The organism is Methanocorpusculum labreanum Z (assembly GCF_000015765.1).
Lineage (GTDB): Archaea > Halobacteriota > Methanomicrobia > Methanomicrobiales > Methanocorpusculaceae > Methanocorpusculum > Methanocorpusculum labreanum.
Window position 1 is genome coordinate 1,301,656 of sequence record NC_008942.1, and the last position, 25,204, is coordinate 1,326,859.

The 25,204-nt window shown below is 48.4% G+C and carries 28 protein-coding genes; 11 read left to right on the forward strand and 17 right to left on the reverse strand.

All coding sequences use genetic code 11. From position 1 onward, the window contains the following. The first annotated feature begins 8 nt into the window (after positions 1 to 8). From MLAB_RS06745 to MLAB_RS06760, 4 genes are all read left to right on the forward strand, one after another. Positions 9 to 1,013, forward strand: a complete 1,005-nt coding sequence (locus MLAB_RS06745) for a prenyltransferase/squalene oxidase repeat-containing protein (RefSeq protein ID WP_011833646.1) — start codon at positions 9 to 11, stop codon at positions 1,011 to 1,013. 332 nt (positions 1,014 to 1,345) lie between these two features. Next, a complete protein-coding gene (locus MLAB_RS06750) occupies positions 1,346 to 2,389 on the forward strand; it encodes a lysylphosphatidylglycerol synthase transmembrane domain-containing protein (RefSeq protein ID WP_011833647.1) in 1,044 nt (347 codons plus the stop codon). Positions 2,390 to 2,425: 36 nt separating this feature from the next. After that, positions 2,426 to 3,469: a lysylphosphatidylglycerol synthase transmembrane domain-containing protein gene (locus MLAB_RS06755; protein ID WP_011833648.1), complete on the forward strand. Its 1,044-nt coding sequence runs from the start codon at positions 2,426 to 2,428 to the stop codon at positions 3,467 to 3,469. Further along, on the forward strand, positions 3,462 to 4,283 hold the full coding sequence (locus tag MLAB_RS06760) for an FkbM family methyltransferase (protein WP_011833649.1): 822 nt from the start codon (positions 3,462 to 3,464) through the stop codon (positions 4,281 to 4,283). The genes MLAB_RS06755 and MLAB_RS06760 overlap by 8 nt, the downstream gene beginning before the upstream one ends. Positions 4,284 to 4,295: 12 nt before the next feature. Here the strand turns inward: MLAB_RS06760 and MLAB_RS06765 are convergent, their stop codons facing one another. Continuing rightward, a complete protein-coding gene (locus tag MLAB_RS06765) occupies positions 4,296 to 5,558 on the reverse strand; it encodes a hemolysin family protein (protein ID WP_011833650.1) in 1,263 nt (420 codons plus the stop codon). A 91-nt stretch (positions 5,559 to 5,649) separates the two neighbouring features. Continuing rightward, complete coding sequence (locus tag MLAB_RS06770; RefSeq protein WP_011833651.1) at positions 5,650 to 6,492, reverse strand: sugar phosphate isomerase/epimerase family protein; 843 nt, start codon at positions 6,490 to 6,492, stop codon at positions 5,650 to 5,652. A gap of 42 nt (positions 6,493 to 6,534) precedes the next feature. On the opposite strand from MLAB_RS06770, the gene xseA reads away from it, so the two are divergent. Both xseA and xseB read left to right on the forward strand, forming a co-directional pair. Continuing rightward, positions 6,535 to 7,911: an exodeoxyribonuclease VII large subunit gene (xseA, locus tag MLAB_RS06775; RefSeq protein WP_011833652.1), complete on the forward strand. Its 1,377-nt coding sequence runs from the start codon at positions 6,535 to 6,537 to the stop codon at positions 7,909 to 7,911. Then, positions 7,908 to 8,111, forward strand: a complete 204-nt coding sequence (gene xseB / locus MLAB_RS06780; protein WP_011833653.1) for an exodeoxyribonuclease VII small subunit — start codon at positions 7,908 to 7,910, stop codon at positions 8,109 to 8,111. The genes xseA and xseB overlap by 4 nt, the downstream gene beginning before the upstream one ends. Here the strand turns inward: xseB and MLAB_RS06785 are convergent. After that, complete coding sequence (locus tag MLAB_RS06785) at positions 8,083 to 8,511, reverse strand: DUF371 domain-containing protein (protein WP_011833654.1); 429 nt, start codon at positions 8,509 to 8,511, stop codon at positions 8,083 to 8,085. The two genes, xseB and MLAB_RS06785, sit on opposite strands and share 29 nt — an antisense overlap. Positions 8,512 to 8,626: 115 nt before the next feature. Between MLAB_RS06785 and MLAB_RS06790 the strand changes: the two genes are divergently transcribed. Further along, positions 8,627 to 9,208: an HVO_0476 family zinc finger protein gene (locus MLAB_RS06790; RefSeq protein WP_011833655.1), complete on the forward strand. Its 582-nt coding sequence runs from the start codon at positions 8,627 to 8,629 to the stop codon at positions 9,206 to 9,208. A gap of 56 nt (positions 9,209 to 9,264) precedes the next feature. On the opposite strand, the gene MLAB_RS06795 is transcribed toward MLAB_RS06790, so the two are convergent. The 7 genes from MLAB_RS06795 to MLAB_RS06825 form a co-directional block, all read right to left on the reverse strand. Then, positions 9,265 to 10,011 (reverse strand): MIP/aquaporin family protein, encoded by a 747-nt coding sequence (locus MLAB_RS06795; protein WP_011833656.1) that lies wholly within the window; start codon positions 10,009 to 10,011, stop codon positions 9,265 to 9,267. Next, positions 10,011 to 10,223 carry a DUF2180 family protein gene (locus MLAB_RS06800; RefSeq protein WP_011833657.1) on the reverse strand — a complete coding sequence of 71 codons (213 nt, stop codon included), beginning with the start codon at positions 10,221 to 10,223 and terminating at the stop codon, positions 10,011 to 10,013. Before MLAB_RS06800 ends, MLAB_RS06795 begins: the two co-directional genes overlap by 1 nt. Beyond that, the gene (locus MLAB_RS06805; protein ID WP_011833658.1) at positions 10,224 to 11,723 is read right to left on the reverse strand and encodes a DUF2193 domain-containing protein; all 1,500 of its coding nucleotides are present in this window, start codon (positions 11,721 to 11,723) and stop codon (positions 10,224 to 10,226) included. It abuts the gene before it with no gap. 116 nt (positions 11,724 to 11,839) lie between these two features. Then, positions 11,840 to 13,219: a DHA2 family efflux MFS transporter permease subunit gene (locus tag MLAB_RS06810; RefSeq protein WP_011833659.1), complete on the reverse strand. Its 1,380-nt coding sequence runs from the start codon at positions 13,217 to 13,219 to the stop codon at positions 11,840 to 11,842. 344 nt (positions 13,220 to 13,563) lie between these two features. Then, the gene (locus tag MLAB_RS06815) at positions 13,564 to 14,517 is read right to left on the reverse strand and encodes an ABC transporter substrate-binding protein (RefSeq protein ID WP_011833660.1); all 954 of its coding nucleotides are present in this window, start codon (positions 14,515 to 14,517) and stop codon (positions 13,564 to 13,566) included. A gap of 123 nt (positions 14,518 to 14,640) precedes the next feature. Further along, positions 14,641 to 15,420: an ABC transporter ATP-binding protein gene (locus MLAB_RS06820; RefSeq protein WP_011833661.1), complete on the reverse strand. Its 780-nt coding sequence runs from the start codon at positions 15,418 to 15,420 to the stop codon at positions 14,641 to 14,643. Further along, on the reverse strand, positions 15,417 to 16,397 hold the full coding sequence (locus MLAB_RS06825) for a FecCD family ABC transporter permease (protein WP_143702790.1): 981 nt from the start codon (positions 16,395 to 16,397) through the stop codon (positions 15,417 to 15,419). The genes MLAB_RS06820 and MLAB_RS06825 overlap by 4 nt, the downstream gene beginning before the upstream one ends. Before the next feature lie 427 nt (positions 16,398 to 16,824). Between MLAB_RS06825 and MLAB_RS06830 the strand changes: the two genes are divergently transcribed. Next, positions 16,825 to 18,033 carry an argininosuccinate synthase gene (locus MLAB_RS06830; RefSeq protein ID WP_011833663.1) on the forward strand — a complete coding sequence of 403 codons (1,209 nt, stop codon included), beginning with the start codon at positions 16,825 to 16,827 and terminating at the stop codon, positions 18,031 to 18,033. A gap of 6 nt (positions 18,034 to 18,039) precedes the next feature. Further along, positions 18,040 to 18,969, forward strand: a complete 930-nt coding sequence (gene aglJ / locus MLAB_RS06835; protein ID WP_011833664.1) for an S-layer glycoprotein N-glycosyltransferase AglJ — start codon at positions 18,040 to 18,042, stop codon at positions 18,967 to 18,969. A 20-nt stretch (positions 18,970 to 18,989) separates the two neighbouring features. Here aglJ and MLAB_RS06840 read toward each other — a convergent pair whose 3' ends face one another. Then, a complete protein-coding gene (locus tag MLAB_RS06840) occupies positions 18,990 to 19,640 on the reverse strand; it encodes a hypothetical protein (RefSeq protein ID WP_011833665.1) in 651 nt (216 codons plus the stop codon). A gap of 138 nt (positions 19,641 to 19,778) precedes the next feature. Here MLAB_RS06840 and MLAB_RS06845 point away from each other — a divergent pair, with 138 nt between their 5' ends. Then, a complete protein-coding gene (locus MLAB_RS06845; protein ID WP_011833666.1) occupies positions 19,779 to 20,258 on the forward strand; it encodes an Hsp20/alpha crystallin family protein in 480 nt (159 codons plus the stop codon). Positions 20,259 to 20,345: 87 nt separating this feature from the next. Continuing rightward, a complete protein-coding gene (locus MLAB_RS10050; protein WP_011833667.1) occupies positions 20,346 to 21,884 on the forward strand; it encodes a CBS domain-containing protein in 1,539 nt (512 codons plus the stop codon). A 4-nt stretch (positions 21,885 to 21,888) separates the two neighbouring features. On the opposite strand, the gene MLAB_RS06860 is transcribed toward MLAB_RS10050, so the two are convergent. From MLAB_RS06860 to MLAB_RS06880, 6 genes are read right to left on the reverse strand one after another with little or no spacing between them, the layout of a single operon-like run. Next, the gene (locus tag MLAB_RS06860; RefSeq protein ID WP_048062285.1) at positions 21,889 to 23,004 is read right to left on the reverse strand and encodes an endonuclease Q family protein; all 1,116 of its coding nucleotides are present in this window, start codon (positions 23,002 to 23,004) and stop codon (positions 21,889 to 21,891) included. A 5-nt stretch (positions 23,005 to 23,009) separates the two neighbouring features. Continuing rightward, on the reverse strand, positions 23,010 to 23,768 hold the full coding sequence (locus MLAB_RS06865) for a proteasome assembly chaperone family protein (protein WP_011833669.1): 759 nt from the start codon (positions 23,766 to 23,768) through the stop codon (positions 23,010 to 23,012). Beyond that, on the reverse strand, positions 23,756 to 23,917 hold the full coding sequence (locus MLAB_RS09640) for an RNA-protein complex protein Nop10 (protein ID WP_011833306.1): 162 nt from the start codon (positions 23,915 to 23,917) through the stop codon (positions 23,756 to 23,758). Before MLAB_RS09640 ends, MLAB_RS06865 begins: the two co-directional genes overlap by 13 nt. 15 nt (positions 23,918 to 23,932) lie before the next feature. Then, positions 23,933 to 24,706 (reverse strand): translation initiation factor IF-2 subunit alpha, encoded by a 774-nt coding sequence (locus MLAB_RS06870; protein WP_011833670.1) that lies wholly within the window; start codon positions 24,704 to 24,706, stop codon positions 23,933 to 23,935. A gap of 17 nt (positions 24,707 to 24,723) precedes the next feature. Continuing rightward, complete coding sequence (locus MLAB_RS06875; protein ID WP_011833671.1) at positions 24,724 to 24,912, reverse strand: 30S ribosomal protein S27e; 189 nt, start codon at positions 24,910 to 24,912, stop codon at positions 24,724 to 24,726. A 5-nt stretch (positions 24,913 to 24,917) separates the two neighbouring features. Continuing rightward, entirely contained in the window at positions 24,918 to 25,196 is a 279-nt protein-coding gene (locus MLAB_RS06880) for a 50S ribosomal protein L44e (protein WP_011833672.1), read from the reverse strand. Positions 25,197 to 25,204: the final 8 nt, after the last annotated feature.

Consider the following 25,204-nt stretch of genomic DNA (forward strand, 5'->3'; position numbering starts at 1 on the left):
AGAGTATCATGAAAGAGATTAATAATTCTGACGTTCTGAACTGGCTTCTGGAAAGGGACAATCCCTCGATTCGTTATTTCACGCTCACATCCCTTTTGGGAAGAGATGCAGATGATCCTGAAGTGAAAAAAGCTAAGCACGCAATTATGACGGAGGGACTTGTTCCCCAAATCATGGAAATACAGAATGAGGACGGGTCATGGGGAGATCCTCTGCGGTTTTACAGAGACAAATACACAGGCACATCCTGGACTCTGCTGATTTTGGCGGAACTGGGTGCAGATCCAAAAGATCCGGGAATAAAACGAGCGTGCGAGTTTATACTCAATCATTCTCAGGAACCAATGCACGGCGGGTTTTCCTATGATACGAGTGCAAAAACCGGGACCGGACTTCCCGGCGGAGTAATTCCGTGTCTTACCGGAAACATGGTGTTCAGCCTCGTGAAACTGGGTTATCAAAACGATCCGAGAGTCACGCAGGCGATTGAGTGGATCACTTCTTACCAGCGGGCAGATGACGGCATACGTCAACCGGCAGAAGGAGAGCCGTATGACCGGCTCAAAATGTGCTTCGGCGCTCATTCGTGCCATATGGGAGTGGCCAAAACGCTAAAGGGGCTGACTGCGATCCCAAATCACCTGCGAACCATTGAAATCAATGAGACTATTAAAATGCTGACTGAGTATTTTTTGCTGCATCATCTCTATAAGAAAAGTCACAATCTTCAGGAAGTTGCCAAACCAGGCTGGCTGAAACCCGGTTTTCCTCTCATGTATCAGACCGACATTCTGGAACTGCTCGTTATTTTTCATGAGCTGGGAATTCGCGATGCAAGGCTGCAGGACGCTGTCGACATACTGAAAAAGAAGCGGCTGAAGAATGGAACCTGGAAACTGGAAAGTACGTTCAACGGCAAAACTCTTGTCCCGATCGAAAAAAAGGGAGAACCATCGAAATGGATAACTCTGAGATCCCTGATTGTTTTGAAAGAGTATGGAATCGAACCGTGAATCTCTGGAACGTTGATTTCTATGAGTAGTATGTGAGAATTTGTTACCCCCTTTGGTCTTTGCCCCTCTCAGGTCGCAAGTTGTTCCAACTTGCTCATGGTCTCGGGTCTTCGACCCTCTCAGGTCGCAAGTCGTTCCAACTTGCTCATGGTCTCGGGTCTTCGACCCTCTCAGGTCGCAAGTCGTTCCAACTTGCTCATGGTCTCGGGTCTTCGACCCTCTCAGGTCGCAAGTCGTTCCAACTTGCTCATGGTCTCGGGTCTTCGACCCTCGACCAACTACAAAACATATATCACATTCAGTTCAATGAGTAGTCATTAATCAGGGTGGGTATGGATAAATCACAAAAGCGCTGGCTCTTTATTTCTCTTGGCATCAGCTTAGCGGTACTATTTGTGATGCTGATCTTAACCTTTGACACCTCGACGCTTGAGGAGCTGGAAGAGTGTAATCTCTGGTTCATTCTCTTGGCATTTGTCATGCATATCTTCTCGCTTGGCTTTTGGGCGCTGCGTATCAAACTTATGTGCAGATCGCTTGGATACAAAGTGCCGTTTTTCCACTCATTCAACCTCGTCTGTTCAAACATGTTCCTCGCAGCGGTTACTCCCTCGCAGATCGGCGGGGAACCTGTCAGAGTGTACGAATTGACCAAAGCCAATGTCCCCGGAGGAGAAGCTACTGCGGTCGTGATAATGGAGAGAGTGTTCGACGCGATCGTTCTTATAGCCGGAACCATTATCAGCGTATTCCTTCTGGGCCTGTTTTTTGCAGACCTCAACTTCCCCGAAGCATACATGATGATTGCGTACATTGCAGCCTTTGTCTTTGCGGGTCTTCTGCTTGTATTCCTGATCATTGCCAAAAATCCGGTATGGTCAAATAAGGTTTTACACAAACTGCTGCACATCTTCGGAAAAAACAAATCCCCGGATATCATTCAGGAGTATCAAAGAAAAATCGACCTGCATCTGGGAAAATTCTATGTGACCCTTAAGCACTTCACGGGAAAATCGAAGACCGGAATGTTTTACGGACTCCTCTTCAGTGCACTCTACTGGGTAAATGAATTTATCATCGCCTCCGTTCTCATGGTCGGACTCGGTCTGCCGCCGAACTTCCTGCTCTCGTTCATCTTCATGATCCTCATCACCGTGATCATGATGATACCCCTTACCCCGGGCGGCGTAGGGGTCGCCGAAGTTTCCATGGCAGGTTTCTATGCTCTGATAATCCCCACCTCGCTTATAGGAGTGTTTGTCCTCTTATGGCGGCTTATCATGTATTACTTCAACCTCGCCATCGGATTTGCAGCAAGCATGATTATTGTCCGCAGAGAGGCAAAAATCCAGAAAGATGAACCGATTAACCTGTAATTATAAATTCTCAGCAATCAACATTTAGTGAACAGCATGGATGCAAAGCAGAAAAAATTTCTCTGGATTTCAATAGGGCTTTCGCTCGCAGTCCTTCTTATTGTCATTCTTTTGACATTCAACGAGGAGACAATCGTTGCTATTCAGCAGTTAAACCCCTTATATCTGCTTCTTGCGTTTATGGTACATATGCTTGCCATGGGTTTCTGGGCAACCCGAATTGTGGTCATGTGCCGGTCTTTGGGATATAAAGTGCCGTTTTTCCACTCCCTCAATATGGTCTGCGCCGGGCAGCTGATAGCGGCTATAACCCCCTCACAAATAGGAGGAGAACCTGTCAGGATTCATGAACTGTATAAAGCCAATGTGCCGGTAGCAGACGCAACGGCGGTAGTCTTGATCGAAAGACTTCTGGAAGCGGTTCTCATGGTCTTGGGAGTAATGTTTGCCATGGGCATGTTTTCCTTCGTATACAATAATGGCGAGATCCCGGAGGGACTGATCATCGCTGCGTGGTGCGGGACGGCATTTTTCACCGGACTTTTGATCATTCTGGTCGCCATTATGCGAAAGCCGGAACTCATCAAAAAGCTCGCGCTGAAAATCGGAGGCCTGTTCATGAAGAAAATGAACCCTGAAAAGGTCGAAAAAATAACTGGACAGATACTAGACGGGGTCGATCAGTTCTACAACACATTCCGGCTCTTTGCCGGGAAAGCGAAATGGGGACTCTTTATTGGATTCATTCTGACGTTTTGTCTGTGGGCGTGCGAGTATTCAGTCGCCTCGATCATTCTTATGGGACTTGGATACCCGCCGAATGTACTCTTGTCGATCATCTTCCAGCTGATCATCGCGGTCATTATGATGTTGCCGCTGACCCCCGGAGCTGCCGGAATCGCAGAACTCGCCTATGCAGGATTTTATTCTCTCATCATTCCAAGTTCAGTTGTGGGTCTCTTTGTTGTCCTCCTGCGCATGATCCTGTATTATTCAAACATCCTCATCGGCTTTATCGCCAGTTTCCTGATCGTCAAACGTGAAGCGGCAAACAAGAAAGTGATATCCGACGATGCCTGAGATACCGTTTTTTGACCGTGTACGGTATCATCTGACGAAAAACCAAAGGACGGAGGATTTTTACCGGCATCAGTATCAAAAAATCTACGACAGGTTCTACGTAAAATCCAATGACTGCATGGAAATAGCAGGGCTTTGTTTACCCGTCCTTTCGCACGAGAGACATCCTACCCGGGAAGAGGCGTATTATGCAATGGAGATCGGAGATATTCTCTACCCGGCGCTTCTTGGGAGATATCATTACACCGATGAAGGCCCCTATGAATGGAGTGATGTCAGGATCAATAAGGGAGATGTGGTCTTTGACTGCGGAGCAAATCTCGGCGTGTTTTCTATTCTTGCCGCATCGAAAGGTGCGGAGGTCTATGCATTCGAACCGATCAGGGAAGCACGGGATATCCTTTTGAAAACGCTTGCACTGAACCAAAAGTTCGCGAAACAGGTACATATAGTTCCCTGCGGAGTAAGCGACACGTGCGGAAATGCCAATTTTACGATCCTTACGGACACGCTTGTCGGCTCATCCATGGTCCTGAATCAGCAAGGGAGAATCGAAACGGCCCCAGTCACCACCATCGACGCATTTTGTGCTGAAAACGCTCTTACCGTGGATTTTATCAAAGCGGACATTGAAGGAGCGGAACGCAGAATGCTTGCCGGAGCAAAAGAGATCCTGAAAACCCAGGGACCACAAATCTCCGTATGCACCTATCATCTGCCGGATGATCCAAAAATACTGCGGGATCTTCTTCTAAATGCAAATCCACATTACAGGATCGTGGAAAAATGGAAGAAGATCTATGCTAAAATTTAAGATATAAGGGGATTACTCCCCGCTTATATCCTGATCGTCATATTCAGGGGCGGCGAGAATCATCTTGACTTTAAGGATCTGTCTACCCCGCATCTTGGTAACAACGAGGGTAATATGATCTCCCGGGAGCGGGATCGACTCTCCGAGACGAGGGATATGACCCAACTGCGAGAAGACGAGGCCGCCGATCGTTTCGTAATTACCCGGATCTTCGGGCAGTGAAATATCAAACCGTTCATTCAGCAGGGCCACACGGACCTGGGCATCGATCATATACAGACCGTCGCCGATCGGGATGATATCCGAGACTTCATCCCCGTCGGATTCATCCATGATATCGCCGACGAGTTCCTCGAGAATGTCCTCGAAGGTCACGACACCGGAAAATCCGCCGAACTCGTCCAGAACGATCGCCATATGAACACGCCTGACCTGAAGTTCACGAAGAAGAACATCGATCTTTTTCGATTCAGGCACGCAGTAAACGTCAAGCATCAGGCTCTTGACCGAGGCCTTGCGGTTATCCGTCGAGTAGGCATTAAAGAGATCCTTGAAGTTGAGGGTTCCGACAATATTGTCGGTTTTGTCATGATAGACCGGTACACGCGAAAAACCGGTTTCCCTGAAATGGGATACCGCTTCTTCAAGTGTTACCGTATCCTCAACAACCGCAACATCGGGCCTCGGCGTCATGATCTCCTTTGCAGTCGTGTCGTTGAATTTGAGAACCGAGTAGATCATCTCCTTCTCTTCCTCTTCAATCGCCCCTTCCATCTCTCCGACATCGATCCATTCACGGATCTCTTCTTCAGTTACGGACGGTGAATGATCCTTCTTCCGGAACCGGTCATAGACATAGAAGAGCGGCGAGAGGAGCATGGTAAGGAAATAAATCGGTGTTGCAACGAACAGTGCGACCCGCTCCATCTGACGATTGGCGTAGGTTTTTGGACCTATCTCCCCAAATATCAGCAGCAGAAGGGTGACAACTCCCGTCGCGATCGCGACGCCGTTATTCTGGAATAATTCCAAAGCAACGGCGGTCGCAAGAGATGCGGCCCCGACGTTTGCGATATTGTTTCCGATCAGGATCGTGATCAGAAAATGATCCGGATTATTTTTTAATTTATCCAGACGCCTGCCGCGGCTTCCTGTTTCTGAAAGTGTATGAACTTTTGCACGGCTGATACCTACAAGAGCGACTTCGGAAGCCGAAAAAAATGCCGAACAAATCAGCAATATAAGAAAAATGATGATATTCGTATAAACTACCATAACGTCCACGCCGCATATGCGGCAGATCTATTTTTATGTCTGGAAACAGCCATTGGTTAAAATCTCTATATTTATTTATACGTACCATTTCTTAAATACATCGGCAATCCGAAAACTCGTTCACTTCACGGGTAAGGATCGCAATTTTTTCATCATAGGTGAAAGGATACGGACAAACCGCATGTGAATGCGGTCCAAAACTCAGATCTTCCAGTTCGAAGGTCATCAGTCCGCTATATTTCATCTCTGAAAGAACGGATTTCAGTTCGGCAGCCTCGGGTGTTCCGGCAAGAGGTGAGTGCATCGATGTTTTGCTCCCGCGGCTTGTGTGAATATTTACGATTTTTTCACCGCATTCCCTGGGAAAAGAAAACGGATCACCTGCAAGACAGGCATGGGCGTAATCCCACGTGAACGAGAGCCAGGAATATTCGTCCAGAACTTGGCACATTTCTTCAGCCGTCACCATATGCGCATTCACCGCAGGAGGCATGTTTTCAAGAGCCACGGTCACGGAACTCCCAACAGCAGCATTTCCCACTTTCGTAAGATAACGGGCAAACCGTTCCTTATCCAATGCGCTTATTGGACGTTTGGCCGTTCTTTTTCCCGGATGGATGGTTAGAACACCGCCGCCGAGTTCTTCCAGAATATGCATGCAGGATAAGGTATATTCTGCGGTGAGCTCCGCGACTTTAGGATTGAACGAACAGGGATTCAGTTCGAAAACAGGGGAATGCATCGCGATATTTCCAAAATTCGGGTAGAGCCGCAGCATCTCGATCACTTCCGATGCATGCGCTCCCCTCAACCAGAATGTAGGGGTCTCCATCCAGAATTCAATAGTATCAGCTCCGGCTTTGTTTACTGCAGCAAAAATTTCCGGTGGTTCATATTCATGGAAGAACATCGAAGAAGCAGCGAGTCGAATCATTGACCGTTATATTTCTCATGTCAGCAACTAAATGTATGGTATATGGCAGGAAAGAAGCGAACAGCGCAGCAGAAGACTCTGGCATTTGATAACGAAGAGTCCAAATCCTCGCTTCTTGCCCCGATTACGGAAAACTCAACACTCGGCGTTTCAGACACCACGCTCAGCGTGTCCGAACTTGCAAAACGGATCAGAGAAGTCGTCGACTGCCCGCTTCTTACGGACATCATCGTCAGAGGAGAGATCACCGGATATCGTCCAAATGCGTCGGGACATCTGTATTTCTCTCTTACGGAACAGGGGGATAACCCCGCCTCAATTTCCTGCGTGATGTGGAAATACTCGGTAAAAAATCTCCCGTTTTCCGTAAAAGACGGACTGCTCGTTCAGGCAACAGGTCTTGTCGATTTTTACCCGGCAGGGGGAAGACTGCAGTTCATCATAAAAAAAATGGAGCCGGCAGTTTCCGGAAAAGCTGGTCTTTATCTTTTGAAAGAGCAGTGGCGAAAAGAGCTTGAGGCAAAAGGAATTATCCCCAGACCGCAGGCGGAAATGCGCGACCCGCCACTTTTCCCGCGAAACATCGGCGTCGTTACCTCGAAGACGGGATCCGTTTTGCAGGATATCAAAAATGTGATCAGCCGAAGATATCCACTTCCGATCCTTTTAGCCGGAACATCCGTCCAGGGAGACGGGGCTGAAGTAGGGATCGTAGCTGCGATCCGGTCTCTGCAGGATAAAGCCGATGTGATTATTATTGCCCGCGGGGGAGGAAGTTTTGAAGATCTGTTCGTCTTCAATCATCCCGATGTCGTCACCGCGATCCGGAACTCGACCGTTCCGATCATCAGCGCGGTCGGCCATGAAACCGACACGACCCTTTCGGATTTTGCTGCAGACCGGAGAGTTCCGACCCCGTCTGCAGCTGCCGAGACGGTAGTTCCGGACCGGTCCGTTCTTCTTGAAAAACTTGAAAAGGATCGGCGGTCCATTCACGACAGAATGAGCTGGCTTCTCTCAGTTGAACAGAAACACGTTGCCGACCTGAAAATCAGAGTCGAACCGAACCGTCTGACCAGAAAACTGGAACTCATGCATCAGCAGACGGCTGAACTTGAAGAGCGGATCAGAAGGGCGTGCCTTCGCAGACTGTCTGTTGAGCACGAGGCATGCAGTGCATGGTCGGTGATGATTCAAAAAGGCGTGAAAAACAAAATCACCACCGCACGACTTGTCCTGCTTGCTCAAAAAGAGATCATTCTCGGACGCGACCCCTACAAACCGCTTGAACGCGGATACGCTCTTGTGTGGAAAGAAGGGACACTTGTCCGTTCCGTGAAAAATATTGCCAAAGACGATCGGCTGAGTCTGAAACTTGCCGATGGAGAGATCACCTCGATTGTGGAGAGTATCAAATGACCAAAAAAGAATCCGAACCAACCTACGAAGAAATGATTGCAGAACTGCGCGAGATCGCAAAAAAGCTTGACGATCCAAACACCCCTATCGAAGAGGCAGTGAACCTCCACCAGCGGGGTATGGCACTTATCCAGAAATGCGAAACATTTCTCCAGAAAGCCGAGCTGACGATTACTGAGGTTCCTCAACAATCAGAGTAACCACCAGTTCGGCTCCATTTTTTAAAGCAGCCATCAGTTCCCGGGGAAGAAGAGCTGCGGTGTGATCACTGTACACGGCGATTGTTCTGGGACAAACAAAACAGCTTCTTCTCCAGACAAGATCCGTTGGATGGGTAAGCGTAATGCCGGCCGACCCTTGCGAGAGGATGGTTACCGAATGTTCCCCGCAGGTAAGAGTGGTTCGAAGAACAGCAGTTTCCTGAGAAATTGCCTTTCGAAACTCCGGGGATAAATCCATAGCCCCTTTGTCAGCCCCGACAGCAATTATACAGTCTCCGTTTGGCGAAAGATCGGTTTCTTTGGTGATCTCGAACGTACTTTTGTGACGTCCTAAAACATTTTTATGTCCGCGACAATGGATGATTTCGGTAACTGACATGCCTTTGATTACGTGTTGTCGGTTTGATTTGATATACTATTTGCATGAGGGAAAACAGGGTTGCCGTTTCGTTTGGAGGGTGTGCTTATCTCCTTGAAAATGCAATATGTGAGATATGGATAACGATATGATATTACTCGACTGTCCGGTCTGCCTAGAGGAGACGGATTTTGAGATCCTCAAAGAGCCGCCGGAAGCAGTGGTAAAATGTACCGTCTGCGGACATGTTATGCGGGTCACCTTGAAAGAACCGAAGGTTTTGACCGTGAAAGCAGTCGTCAGTTATGGAAACGATTCACACACCGGTTCGATCGAACTTCTGGAAGGAGACATCATCACTGTAGGCGATTATCTGGTTGCCGAAGTCGGGGACGATTCGTTCAGCGTAGAGGTCACCTCGATCGAAGAAAATAATGCTCGCAGACAGAAACTTCCAGCAGAAAAGATCGAAGTGCTCTGGACCAGACTTGTTGATCAGGTCATCATCCGTGCATCACTGAACAAAGGTGCCGTGACGATTCCTCTCTATGAGAATGTCGACGGAAACAAAGCATATACGATCGGTCAGATCACATCGGTCGGCGGCAAACAGTTCCGCGTGACGAGAATCAAACTCCGGAAAGGAAACGTCATTACCAGAAAAGACAAATCAGCCGAGGCGCACGAGATCAAGAGAGTCTACGGCGAACGGTCATAACTTTTTTTTCACACTGTGCCAGGCACTGAAATAATTTAAAAAAATAAGTGATCGGATCACTCCCGTTTTCCCGCTACGAAAACATAGAAGAACGCAGCGAGTACGGCACCGACGATCGGTCCGACCACATAGATCGGGTATGTTGTCCAAAGGGCATCAGAACCTGAAAGTATCAGTCTCATAATATCCGGACCGAATGATCGAGCCGGATTGATCGAACCGCCGGAGATATTCCCTGTGGCAAGGATGACGGCAGTAACGGCGGCGCCGATCGCAAGTCCGGCAAATCCTGCGGGAGCTTTCTTGTCAACAGCAACACCCATAATGACGAGCATTAAGATGAAGGTGCCGACGATTTCGGCCAGAAGAGCCTGCCAGAGAGAGATCCCCGGGAAAGGAGCGGTCGCACCGAGCCCGCCAACGCTAAGGGATTCGGGGCCGATGATGAAAAACAGCAAAGCTGCTCCAATTCCTGCTCCGATACACTGGGCAATCACGTATGCGATCGTATCTTTTACTGGGAATTTCCGAATCGAACAAAGCGCGATGCTGACTGCCGGATTGATGTGGGCTCCAGACACCGTGCCTAGAGCATAGATTACTGCCGCTACGGCAAGACCGAAGGCCGCACTGATGCCGAACCAGTCACCCATTCCGCCAAGGGCACCTATCCCTATGTCGAATGAGGTCGACGGGGTCGTGCCTGCCGCAAGCATCAGCATGATCACGACGGAGCCACACCCGATGAACACAAGGATCATCGTCCCGATTAATTCCGCAAAACACCGTCTTGCGAGATCCATTATTTCTCTCCGTTCCAGGCTTTACTGCATTCAGGACAAAGTATCCGGGGGATCGGATGCTTCAGTTTCTTTGCAGGGAAGGGATATCCCCCCTCCCAAGTCTCTACATCCGAACGAACCATATGTTTCGTGCAGAGACCCATGCCGCATACGATACAGACACCGGTTGCGTCCCGGTCAACCCCCTCCTGCTCACATACGTAACATTTCATTTAGACAGCCTCTCGGTACTGGCAATACTGGTGGCGTGAACCGACAAGACACGCAGTTGCACAGCTCTTACAGGCACGTACCGGCGCGGCAACGGTCTTTTTGTCGAGTGCAATGATGTTTGTCATCATGGTTGCGGTGATCGGTTCGCTGGTCAGGAGACACGGATAGTCGGCAAGCCGCATAAGGGCGGAGGCACGAACGGTGATGGCACATGCGGGGTATGCATAGCGCTGGGGATTCATCAGGATCTCATTCTCGTGGATGGGTGAGAGATCGATTGGAATGCCGTCGATCTTCGGAACAAGCGGCTGGCCCGATCCGTTCTTCACTCTCTCGGCTTTGTCAAGGATCTTCCAGCCGCGGTAGATCATATCCATGAAATCGCAGTTGTGCAGTTCTGCAGCAGCTCCTCTGGTCGGTTTGATCATCACAAGGTTGTGGTATCTCTTCGTCAGAAGATCAACGATCATCGGAGCATTGAATGCATCGAGTTCCAGAAGATACTCGGTCGCCGCGGCCGAGGCGCCGGTTGCGACATTCAACAGCTGATACGGGGTCTTAATGCTTGGAACGGCGGCAAGAAGCGTTTTTTCAATAACATTAGTTACGGCCTCGATCGTTGCCATGATCACATCATCCTTGCACATGTTGTAGGTGGACTGGGAAATGTGGTGGGATACATCCCCTACACAGTATGCAGGGATCGTGGCGATGTTTCCATAATGGACCCCGTCATCAACCGCAGCCTTGACCGCCTTTTCCATACCTTTGCGGTAGTTCTCCATATATCTCCTGGCGGAGAAGGATTTCATACCCGCTTTCTGCATGAGCTTGGCCTGTGCTTCTACCGGATTGCGGTAGAGGTCCTGAAGCTGACGAACCTCCTTTCTCGAGGCTTCGGCAAGGGAATCACCTGCTTCCATACGTTTTGCAAACAGATCGCCGATACCGTACGAGGTGTTCATACCCCAGGATTTGGCAGCGAGAATCGCCTGTTTGTGAGCGACCGGGATGTCGGTTTTCGTGAGCACCTGGTTGACGACATTGCTGGTTGAACCCGGCATCAAAGCAAAGTCGACGACACAAGTTGGTCCGTAGAACCCTGCATAACAGCGTGCAGCTTCCTTCCCGATGATTGCCTCGTGGGTTTTGATCGAGTCGGCAAAGATCTCCAGACTCTTTGCAAACTTTGGATCCTGATCACGGAGAATTTCCAAAATGACGGGTGTCTGATAATGTTCGACAAAGGGATCGTCTTCCGGTTTGACGTGACGGGTCAAGCCCGAGAGAACATTGAAGTGCGTTTTCACGGATTCTTTGTGCAGATTAATGACCGCGGCGCTCTGTTTTGGACCAACAGTCATCTTTTCCACCGCCTCAACATAGGGGCGGGCATCCTTGAGCGTGAAATGCTTTCCACGTCTCGCTTTGAGAACGCTGACGTCGGCATGCTGTGCAGCCATTGCCTCGTCAATCATTTTTTTGTAGAGTTCGGACATTTTTTTCTCCAAAAGGTATAATTTATTGATTTCTCCCAGACATGATAAAGGTATGTATAATGGGAGTTTATGCCAAGAAATATCGCAGTTAGGGGAATATTTTATAAAAAAAAAGATTAACAAAGGATTTGATCGCGTGCAAGACGCGAAGAGAGATAGGCACAAACAGCGGCGATTATTCCCGCAATGCAGGCAGCAATAACACCCTGATCAGTATATATATCACTGCCACCCGATCCAAGTGAGGCAGCCGCAGAAAACACAGCCACTCCAAGAATACACCCGATGTTCATTACCGTAAATATCAGACCGCCCGAAGACCCCTGAAGTTCGCGGGGACAGTGGAGAGTTATCCGCTGCATGCTCGGCCCTTCATTCAGTCCCATCCCAAGACCAAGAAGCAGCAGTCCGACAAAAAGCAAAGGCAGAAAGGAGAGCACAACACTGAACACAAGGAACACAAGACCCCCTGCCATCAAAACCGCTGCGAGATTGCATAGACGCATGCACCCAATCTTTTCCGACAAAGCACCAGCCGGAATTCCGATGAGAGCCATCGAAACTGGGGCAAGAAGCATTACGAGTCCTGCCGCGGCGACAGACATCTGAATTGAACCCGTCAAATAAAAGGGTATCAGGTAAACGATTCCCAGATAGACAAGAGTGACCAGTAACGTCGAAAGAGATGCCCACATCACTGTACGGTTTAAAAAAAGTTTGGCTGAAAGAACTGGATCCGGATGCCGCAGTTCCCGCCGGAAAAAAACATACCCGAAAATCGGGACAATGAGAAAGAGCACAATTACCCAAAGAGTCCATCCATCCGACAAAACAAGCTCAAGACCCATGAGTAAAGATACAAGCGTCAAAGCCAAAAGGAGAGCTCCAAAACAATCGAACGGCTGTTTTGCCACCGAGTGGATCTCCGATCCCGGGATCAGAAATACTGCGAGGATAACAGCGGCAACTCCTATCGGTACATTAATGAAAAAGATCCAGTGCCAGCTGATGAACTCGGTAACCAACCCGCCGAGGCCGGGGCCAAGCGCCAGCGCAATACCGCCGGCGGTCGCAATAACCCCCATTCCCATCCCCCGTATCCCGGATGGCAGGCGTGTTGTGATCAGCATGGTCGCCGTAGATACCATCATCCCGGCGGCAATCCCCTGAATGACCCGAAATCCGATCAGGACTTCGATATTCGCAGACACGCCGCAGAGAAATGAAGAGACTGTAAATAAAACGAATCCGGCAATGAAGATCTCCCTGTCGCGTCCGGTCCTGTCGGCAAGTTTCCCGAAGAGAAGAAGTGTACTCCCAAGAGCAAGAAGATACGACGTCATCACCCATGAAGCAGTCAGCGACCCAATGCCGAGATCGGCAGAGATCGTCGGTAAAGCTATCGAAACGATGCTCGTATCCAGATAATCCAGAAACACGGCAGTACTCGCAAGGATCATCAGAAAGTATTGTTGGAGACTACTGGTTTGGATCATGGATTTGAAAACGGTGAAGACGATGCATAACCCTGAATGCGGGGAGGTAGTGTTCAGACCTCACACCTTTGTCGAGCCTCAACCCTTAATGTCTCATATTTTATCAGCTTCGTGATGATATTAAGGTGAAGTATATATCTCTTCTACATAGATAGAGGAATACAACTGCTATCTAGTAGTGAAACAACCTCATTTTATGTATTCTGCAAAGAGCAGATAAAAGAATAGAATTCTGCATCATCATTTCTGCAGGAATTATCGATCGGGAGATGAGATGATGCCCGCATAACAATTATCACCAAAATACGGAAACAAAAAAAGAGGATTAGGATAGAACCCGCATCTTAGAATAATTCCGGATACATCCCTTTTGCAATTACTTCGATCGAATATGCGGTTCGGGAACCAGGCAGAGCAGATTCAAGAGAAAGACGAACAAAGCGTTTATTCTTCACTGCATCAAGTTGAGACAAAATTGGATCATGCATGAGAGCCTCAACATTTTCTTCATAGGTTGCCTCTTCATAATCGTGAATGATGATAACATCAGGGTTCCTTGCAAGTATTTCTTCATACGAAACGCCGACCCATGCTTTGTCCAAATCATCAAAGATATTCACACCACCGGCGGTTTCAATAAACTTTGTTTCAATATTTGGCGCACCGGCAGTATAAACACCGCTTCCGGTATCTGAATCATAAATAAATACTTTCAGCGTGTCCTGACCAGAAACAGTTTTTTCAACTGCAGCAATTCTTGCTTTTTCTGAAGCAATATAGGCTTCTGCAGCATCTTGAACTTCGAAAATTTCACCAAGTTCCCTTATTTCCTTCCAAACACCCTCATAATCTGTTGCTTCACAGACATATACGGTGATTCCATACTGCTCAAGAGCTTCTACAGTGAAGTCACCTTCAAACACCCAGTCAATCGCATACAGGAAATCACACCCGCTCGTTACAACCGCTTCGAGAGTTGGATAGCCATGGGTCAATTCGGGCATACTGTTGTATCCAGCTGCATATTCCGGCAGAGGACCGAGGCAGTGATTATCACAGGACTTGCCGACAACGATGTCGCTCAAACCCAACGCTACAAACACCTCTGCGCAGTTTGGTCCCGCGACCGCAACGGAGGTCGGTTTTTCGGTAATCGTAATGGTTCTGCCAAAATTTTCCACAGTAACCGGGGTATAATCACTTTTACCGGTATCCTGATTATTACTTCCAACACAACCTGCGCTAAATATAACCGCCAATAATAGAAGGGCGACTGTAAATAGAAATAATTTTTTCATAGTTTTTCACACCAACCAATATTTTACAACACAATATATGATTACTAATTAGATTTATATTTTTACTAGATATTATTAATTATAATATTAATAATACCATTGGACAAAACACATACCCGCCATTCAGGATAGATCCGGAATAAAAATGATATTTGGTTTTTTTGTAACGGGATGAATTTTGACATCGGCTGTTACCCCAAACACCTCTTTGATAAGTTGAGGAGTAAGGATCTCTTCAGCAGTACCAAAACGATACACGGCATGTTCTTTGATAACATAAATCCGGTCACAAAAGAGAGCTGCCAGATTCAGATCATGCATTGCTGTTAGAACCGTAACACCAAGACCTCGAACAATTTCACAAACCTGTAGCTGAAAACTGATGTCCAGATGATTGGTTGGTTCATCCAATATGAAAAAATCCGTCTTCTGGGCAATGGCCCGGGCAATGAGAACACGCTGTTTCTCCCCTCCGGAAAGGGTAGAATATTTCCTATCAATCATGGACAACATGCCTACCCGCTGAAGCGCCTCCATAATGATATCTGCATCTTCTTTGGTATCGGGATCGAACAGTTTTTTGTGCGGGGACCGACCCATTGCCACCATTTCATTCACACTGAAATCAAAGTCGAACTCATTTTCCTGACCAACAACTGCCATTTTCCGAGCGATTTGTTTTGCATTCATGCGGGAGATTGGTTCATCATCCAATAAAATCCTCCCGCGATTCGTATGCAGGCTGCCATAAATGTTTTTTAGAATGGTCGATTTTCCACATCCATTTGGACCAACAAGACCAACAAACTCGTTTTCTCCAACATACAGATCAATGTCAGAGATAACATCCTCATCATAATAGGCATATGACAAATGTTGTACCTCTAATTTATTGGTCATCATATTGCCCTTCCTGCTTTACTTTTAAGCAGTGCTATAAAACAGGGACCACCGATAATTGCCGTAAGTATTCCTACCGGCAGTTCTTCGGGAGCGAGAAGGAGGCGGGCGGCTACATCCGTCCATACAACAAGGAATCCGCCAAGGAGTACACATAACGGTAGGACTTTTTTGTGATCGCTTCCCACAAGCATCCTGCTGATGTGAGGGATCATCAATCCGACAAATCCAATTGAACCACTGACGGCAATCGTGACACCGGCTAGAAGGGAGGAGATAAGAACCAGCATTTTTTGTGTTCGTCCAACATTTACACCAAGCGTGCCAGCAGTATTATCCCCGAGAAGAAGAAGGTTCAAGGTACGGTAGTGGATGACGAGGTAGAACAGACATAGAAGCATCATTACAAGGGGAAGAGTGAGATAACCCCATTTTGCACCAGCTAATGACCCAGTCATCCAGAAATCAAGATTGTGTACGGCAAGTGCATTCGGCGCGCTGAGAGCAATGGTTTTTGTTACGGCATCCAAAATCATGGCAATAGCAACACCAGAAAGAAGGAGTGTAGGAATGTTGATGCGCCCCTTTACACGGGAAAGCCAATAAACAAGGATAATTGATGCGGCAGCGCCTAAAAATGCGTTGAATGAAAGTGCGTAGGTCCCAAGAAAGGCAAATGTTCCAGTGACCATAAATAATGTGGCTGAGGCGCAAGCACCGGAAGAGACACCGAGAACGAAGGGGTCTGCTAATTTATTGCGGACAAGTGCCTGCATAGCAACCCCGCAAACAGCGAGCGAAGCTCCAACGATAAAACCAAGAAGTACCCTTGGGAGACGAAGCCCCCAAACAATATTGTAATCAAGCTGCGTGTAGTTGCCGCTGACCAGATTTTGCAGAATGGGAAACTGACTGAAAATAACATTGATTGTTGTTGCAGGACTAACGCTTACCGGTCCAAGACCGACAGCAAGCAGCATGCTGACCAGAACAATCGGGGTAAGTATGATCAGGAGCGTTTTTAGTTTGAATTCTTTTTTTTGCAGATTCACAGAGCCCCTCCGTAATGGGACATCAACAAGCTAAATAACAGCTCTCCTGTTGTTGTGTAGAGAAGGAGGGGGAGACTGTATTTTCACACATAAATTTAAATTAGTAATACTATAAATGACTATTCAATTTATTGTTAATACATATTTCCACATTAGAAAACAAATGTATCTAAGAATTGATGCAAAAGCTAATCTCTATGCTCAAGTCGCCAAGAGAGGGAAGTGAATCTTATTTTTAATCAAACCAAGTTAACAGGAGATTTATTTTACAAACCACAAATGAAAGAACACCCTAAGCCACAGTATTGAATATCTCGCGCATACAAATACTATTCAGTATTTATCGGAGATTCACATGACAGATACAAATGAGAAAACAGGGAAAGGCACTGTTGTCCTCGCCTTTTCCGGAGGTCTCGACACCTCAATCTGTGTTCCAATCTTAAAGAACATGTACGGATACGATCGTGTGGTCACGGTTGCGGCAGACGTTGGTCAGCCCGAAAGCGAAGTCAAGATGGCGACCGATAAAGGAAACCTCATCGCCGACAAGCACTATACCCTTGATCTTAAGGATGCATTCGTCAAAAATCATGTCTTCCCGGCAATCAAGGCAAATGCGCTTTACGAAGGATATCCGATGGGCACATCCCTCGCCCGCCCGATCATCGCAGAAGAGATCGTAAAGATTGCAAAAAAGGAAAATGCAGCGGCTATCGGACATGGATGTACCGGCAAAGGAAACGATCAGCTTCGATTCGATTACATCTTCCGCATGCACGGATTCGACATTGTAGCCCCCATGCGTGAACACAATATGACCCGTGAATGGGAAATCGATTACGCAGAACAGAACAACGTCCCAATCCCAGTCAAGAAATCCACGCCGTGGAGTGTTGATGAGAACATCTGGTCACGCAGCATCGAAGGCGGCCGCCTTGAAGAGCCGGACTACCACCCCCCCGAAGAGATCTATCACTGGACTGCAGCTCTCAAAGACACGCCGAACGAACCGGAAATCGTCACGATCGGATTTGAAAACGGTGTGCCGGTATCCCTTAACGGCAAAAAGATGAGCGGCGTTGAGCTGATCGTCACGCTCAACAAACTTGCCGGAAAACACAGCGTCGGCAGAAACGATATGGTCGAAGACCGTGTGCTTGGTCTGAAAGCCAGAGAAAATTACGAACACCCCGCGGCAACCGTTCTGATTGCAGCTCACAAAGATCTGGAAAAACTGGTCCTTTCCCGGGCGGAGCTGAAGTTCAAGAACATGGTCGATGATCAGTGGGCAGAACTCGCCTATATGGGACTTATCCACGAACCGCTCTACCACGACCTGAATGCGTTCATCAACAAAACGCAGGAACGCGTCACCGGAACGGTAGATGTTCAACTCTATAAAGGAGGCCTTCACATCATGGGCAGAGCTTCACCGAATGCGATCTACTCTATGGACATGGTGTCCTTTGATTCAACGACCATCGATCAGCGGGATGCTATCGGCTACTCCAAATACTTCGGCATCCAGGGCAGAATGCTCTGGCAGCTCCAGAACAAGTAACTAATAATGAATAAAGACGACGTCTGTGTACTGATCCCGACACTCAACGAGAAAGCAACGATCGGACCGGTCATCAAGGAGCTGCAGAGTCTTGGTTACCGGAATATCCTGATAGTTGACGGGCACTCCACCGACGGGACGCCGGAAATTGCATCGGGACTCGGTGCCAGGATCCTTATGCAAAACGGCAAAGGAAAAGGAGCTGCGATGATCGAAGCATTCAAACAGATCACCGAACCCTACATCCTTATGCTGGACGGAGACGGAACCAACCCTCCGGAATACGCCGATGCAATGCTCGAACCGCTTGTATCGGGAAGAGCCGACCATGTGATCGGGGACCGGCTCGGCAGTTATGAGCACGGAGCACTCACCCGTTTGAATCGCCTTGGAAACACTGTCATGAACAAGTATTTCAAATGGGCGCACGGGGTCTATATGACGGATATCCTGTCAGGGTATCGGGCGTTCACCAGAGAATCCATCGATAAGATGAATCTTTCCGAGACAGGATTTGAAATCGAGACGGAGATCAGTTCGGCCGTTGTGCATCACAACCTCAGATTCGAGGTTGTCGAAACATATTATAAGAAGCGGCCGGGATCCCCCACGAAACTGAATCCTTTCCGTGACGGATACAAAATCATCAGGGCCATAAACAGATACGGGAAGATGAATAATCCCTTGTTCCATTTCAGCGTTCTTGGAGTACTTCTGGGCCTAGCAGGCTTCATTACCGGCATTTATGTTCTGGTGGATTGGTTTAAGGGGATCGAACATCTGCCGATGACGATTCTGACCATGCTCCTGATTGTGACCGGCATTCTCACATTTATGATCGGCCTCATCAGCGACATGATCCTCGCTTACCACCGGGAACAGATCCTTGAACTGGAAAAGATCCGTGCCGAACTTGAAGAGCTGAAAAAAAAGTAAAATCAAAAATAATTGTATTTTTAGCTGGTTGTTAAGTAACCAACCATTTTTATATCGATTGTGTCAGAGCCGTACTGCAAAGTCAGACCGTCATCGGTTTTCGCAGTGACAACACATACACGATATGCTGATGCTTCTTCACCGTCTTCATTTGTATAGGGAACAGTAATAAAGACCCTGTCGTCAACTTTCATATCATCAAATACCAGACCCGCAGTCTCGGTTTCTTCCTTGGTTAACTGGTATGCCAGATTGGAGCCGGAACCGGCGACAGTTGTGCTTTCTCCAGGAACAAGACCAATTACTCCTGCCGATATCTGATTAAACTCTGATGCATAGATCACAAAGGGGTACTCGTATCCTTCAACGTTTACGTATAGAGATTGGTTCACTTCAGTTCCTGCCTGAAATCCCATGACATTCTCGAAAACTGCGGAATTGTTGACGTTCAATGTGTAATTCACATAAACGGGATTTCCTGCAACGACTTTACCTGTTTCAGAAATTCCATCGCCATTGATGAGATTGCCGAGAGCATTCGGGAGGCCGCTGAATGATACAATGCACATGAATACCAACAGAACGCAAAAGCCGATAACACCGACCTGCATCCAATTTATTTTTTTCTTCGGACCTTTATCCTCAGATTTTGACTTCGTCTGTACTGCCATTTAGCTATAATATGGAGATGTATTATCATAAACGTCTTCTCTTCCGACACGTATTTTAAAGTGAGGAAAATATATATGCAATTGTGACTTACTATTAGTAAATCACATTAGATGATGAAATTACAGAAGGTATATACAATGTCAATTCGATTCTGCCCATTCAGCTTTGGAACACTTGGTTCTGAACTCGACACGCTCTTCTCCGAGATGGAGGAACGTGCCGAGAATCTTGCATCGCGCTCAGAAAGCTTGAAAACAATTGCAAAAAATGCCGTCCCGAGAATCACCGGAGATTTCCACATCGATCTGTGCGAGACTCCAACCGAGATCATCATTACCTGCGATCTCCCGGGAATTGAAAAACAGGATGTTTCAGTAAAACTTCTGAACGAAACATCCCTTCAGATCAAAACAACGTATGACCGTGAGGTTTCGAAGACGGATGCCTCGGGCGTCTATCATTTACGTGAACGCAGAGCCGGGTCGGGAGAGAGAATCATCCACCTCCCGGCAGAGGTTATTTCCGACGGAGCAAAAGCCTCGTTCAAAAACGGCATCGTAGAGATCACCCTCCCAAAAGTCGTAACGGACGCCGGGATACCGATCGAGATCGAGTAACGCGAAATTCTGCAGGGCAATTACCCCGGCCCAAACCTTTTTTTAACAAAATTGATGTCCTCTGATTACGAATACTAGGCTTAAGCGATGGAAAAAAAACAGGTCCGCGACTACATGACACACGATGTCATAAGTATCGATGCATCCAAAACGGTTGGGGATGTGATCCGCCTGATTCATACAACGGATCATGACGGGTTTCCAGTCCTCAGACTGGGAAAAGTTGTAGGATACATCTCTGCACGTGACATCATCGGCGAACACCCGTCAACAAAAGTTGAACTGAGGATGACGCGCCACCCCATCACTGCACGTCCTGATGTGACGATTACCGAGGTTGCACGCCGGATATTCAGAACCGGCATCCAGAAGCTCCCCGTGATCGGGCCGGATAATGAACTCTTAGGCATCATCTCCAATATGGATGTGATTCGATCCCAGATCGAACGTGTAACACCGGAAAAAGTATTCAATTTCATGCGGGCGCTTCACGCTCTGTATGGGGTAGAGACCCATCTCAAGCGTGAACATATCCCCGTCAAAGATATCCAGCCGACCCAAAGTTCCGTTCATCAGGACGAACTTGAAGGGAGAACATACGAACTCCAGAAAAATCTCGCCGAGCCGGTTATCGTGGTGAAATCCGGAGAGCGGATCATTCTGGTCGATGGCCACCACCGGGCGGTAGCAGCTGAAAAACTCGGATTAAGTGAATTGGACGCATACGTTGTGTATCTGGATGCCGATATTGAACTTGGACTGGAAAAAACCGCACATGCGATGAAAATTTTCAGCATCAAAGATGTAAAAATCGACGACAGTCCGGAAAGATCCCTGGTGCGTCCCACACACCCGAAACTGATCCCGACCGAGAAGAAACTCGTCAGTGAATATATGACGACCAATGTGATCAGTCTTGATGCGGGAAAGACGGTAAAGGATGTTATTGGACTTATCCGGACCACAACCCATGACGGATTTCCTGTATTATGTAAGGGAAGAGTCGTCGGTCTGATTGGAGCGAAGAATATCATCGGCGCTAAAGCAACCGACGGCATCGCCCCCCTGATGGAGCCGGTGATACTCAAAACCCAGCCTAACGAAGGTATGACCGATGTCGCACGGAAAATGTTCAGGTTCTGCGTCCAGAAACTTCCGGTTGTTGATAATGAGGGACAATTTGTCGGCATCATCACGAATGCGGATGTGATCCGCTCCCAGATCGAACGCGTCACGCCGGAGAAGGTGTTCGATTACATGACCACCCTCAAAACGCTGTACGGATTGGATCCTCTGCTTTCACGCGGCATGGTTCCTGTTAAAAGTCTGATTCCAACCCAGTCCAAAGTGTATATGGATGAACTGGACGGGCGGGCGTATGAGATCAAAAAAGGTCTTGCCGAACCGTTGATCGTTGTTCGGAGAAGGGGCAAATACATCCTGATCGACGGACATCACCGGGCCGTTGCTGCAAACAGAATGCGCGTTCAGGAACTCGATGCTTATCTTATCGACATCGACTCGGACATCGAACTCGGTATTGAAAAAACCTCAAGGAATATGCGCCTGTGGTCGCTTGACGATGTGCAGATCATGGATGAATCGCGATGCGCATTTCTCGCGTGAATAATCAAAGGGTAAAAGATCCATAGCGGCCGCCGCCGCCGGGAATCAGCGTGACGCGGCCTTCCCGCATCGATAAAACGGCTCCGGCTATCTCTGGCGATATGCGGGCCAGTTCATCACGCGGCACTTCAAGGAGAATTGCGATCTCATTATCGAATGCCTCGATAAATGCAGAATAAAGCGCTCGTGCTTTTTTAGTGTTTGGCGAGGAAACACCCAGAACGCGGGCAATGACTTCGCCAAGCGGCACCATCTTCAGATAGGGCGGACGGACCGTTGGAGGGATCGTGGAAAGCTGTTCTGCGCGTTCCCTCACACCGATTTTTATCCGGCCTTTGTCAGCAGGGCACTTCCAGTGAAGACGCTCGGCTTCAGCAAGAGAGAACTGCGCATAACACCGCGTGCAGGCGGTTCGGTTGTATTTTCCTTCTTCCGGGAAAAAACCGGCATTCAGCACGACCGAACCTTTTTTTATCGCCTCGAGAACCGCAGGAACCGTTGAAGCCGACATCTCCAGGCGCGTAAACTCGCGGCCGAGTTTCTCAGGCGCGGCACTGTGGGCATCCGAATTCGAAAGAAAAGGAACGCCGGCAAACTCTTCGATGCCGGCCCCGTAGGATGAATCGGCGGAAAGCCCCAGCTCGCAGAACTCGATGCTCTCTTCGCCGTAACATTCAGAAGGCAAATCGAACGCGGCAAAAAGAGAAGTCCACGGCGTGAAGGCATGCGCCGGCCCAATCATCCCGCCAAGGTCATGAACCTCCCGGGCGATCTCTTCCCCGGAAAGATGGAGATGAGGGCGGCCCGCAGTCGTAAGATGTCCGCATGCCGGTGTAAACCTCTGCTGGAGTTCAGCAAACTGGTCGAAGGTTTCCATTAAGATCAGATGATGGACACGGGAAGAGTCCTCAACCTCGGTCTGGGGAACAACCGTGATCCCATACTCATTTTCGAGAAACGGTTCCCACATCCCGCGCCAGACAGGATGGAGTGCATCCCCGCTTCCAACAACATGAATCCCCTTGGTCCGGCAGCCGGCAAGTATCTGTTTTGGGACCATCTCGGGAGAGGTCGCCATCGAAAAACAGGAGTGTAAATGGAGATCGGCGTTGTACTGCATGGACATTATCCGATATAGCGCAGATCGTCGGCATTGTTTTTCTGCATGGTTGAGGCAATTGCCGAGACTTCCGTCATCATCTGCGAAGCAAGTTCGGCAAGTTCGGTCCGGTCGGCTTTGATGCCGGTAAGTTTCTCCAGGACATCGAGAACAGCGGTCGAACTGACGGGATCCACCAGATAGCCGGAGGTCTCACCAAGGAGAGCGATGCCCTCCATTCCTACAAGACGGCCGAGCGTGATCAAAAGACCGGCGGCACCGATGATCCCGCCGACCGGTTCGTCTTTGTTCAACACGGCTCCGGCAAAAAGAACCTCTTCTTTGAGGGATGAGGAGGAAAGTGCGGCAAGAATCCGCGGCGTCTCTACCATTCGGCCGACCCCGTATCCGCCGAGCGTATATATCCGTTTTACTCCCAGAAGTTCAAAGATGCGGATATACGCATTCCCAAGAATATAATGACCCTCGGGCGTCGTGCTTTGACAATCGCCCGCTAGGAGAAGGACCGCGGGGGAATTCTCCGACCCTGGCGCAAAAAACACCTCGTTTCTCGGCATGCGGAGTACCGCATCCTCGGAAAGATACATCTGCGGAGGAAAGAGTGTAGATGTGATCTCGGCAACTTTTACGGCCGAGAGAACATGAACAAGATGATCGACCACGAGTTTGCCGACATGTCCGACACCGGGGAGTCCGGCAATCACGATCGGAGAGGAGTGAGCGGCGACATCCTCAACATACCATCTGACGTTTACTTGATCCATGTTTTTGCCATCCTTCGATATTTACCATAGGGATCCTCAGGAGAATATCTTGCCGGATGGGCAGACACCGTAGGACATCCGCATTTCTGACATGTATTAAAAAGAGTGTAGGTGTTGCATTCAGGGCATCTACGAATATGACCTGTCATGAAAAACACCGGATATTACTTCTGTTTCCGGATGAGTTTGCCGGAACCTTCAGCGCGTTCCATCACACCGATCGCTGCTTCGGATGCTTTGACCAGAGCTTTTTCTGCAGTCTTATAATCCGGGGCGACAACTTTAACCCGGTAGTGCGGCGCTCCAAGATAGAGAAGTTCGATCTCGGCACCGTCAACTTTGGGTTCAGCACTCCTAAGAGCGCGGCGAATAATGTTGACTCCGTCGGGTTTGGTGGAGGTCAGTTCCAAAATCGCACTGACGGTGACTTTTGGAACCTTGACATTTTCAGAAGCAACCTTTGCCAAGGCAGCTGCTGCTTCGGCTGGAAGCGAGAATTTGGCGAGAGTTGCATCGCCATATAAAGCGATACCCTCGAACGCGGCATAAAGCGAACCAAATTCGGCATACATTGCCTCTTCAAACGTCTTGACGTCGACCTTCGACTCGGCTGAGGCAAACCCTATCCACTTGTGTGCCTTCTGCTCGTTTTTCCAGTCCTGGATCTTTTCCCGGCGCTGGTGTTCATTGACATCTTTGAGGGAAAGATCGATATGGCCGCGGTGTTCATCGACGTGAAGGACTTTACAGACAACTTTCTGTCCTTCACGGATGTAGTCCCGGATATATTTAATCCAGCCACGGGCAATTTCCGCGATTGGAATTAACCCCTGACGTCCTTCATATTCATCCAGGTTTACAAATGCCGCGAAGTCCTTGACTTCTGTAACGCTGCAGACGACAAGTTCTCCTTCTATTGGCCAATCTCTTTCACTCATTAGATAATTTTCCAGATTTATTCAAATGTTGCTACGATATCTGCTTTAAGAGCAGCTTTGCCGCCGGTCGGCTCTGCAAGGATGCGGCCGCAGACTGTGCATTCAACAACGGAGGTTGCTTTCTCGAATACGAGCTGTTCATTTTCACAGTCCGGACATTTTACCTTCAGGAATTTGCTCCGGGTTTCTCGGGATGCTTTTACCATATTACTCACTCCGTAAGTTCGAATTTACCTGCACGGTAACCTTCTCTTAAGTGGGCTTTACCGCATTCTTTGCACCGGTAGCGCATGTTGATCTTCTTGGTCGGTTTGTCTCCTCCCGGAACTTTGCCGAATTTACCACGGTTACCAACGTTGCTGCGGCGTGCTTTCTGACGGTCAATCCAGTGGAGACCGGTTGTCTTACCTTTCTTTACCCTCTCAACCTCGTGCTCGGTGTGTTTCCGGCAGTATGGGCAGTAGGTGTTAAATTTTACTGGTTTCTTCATGAATATTT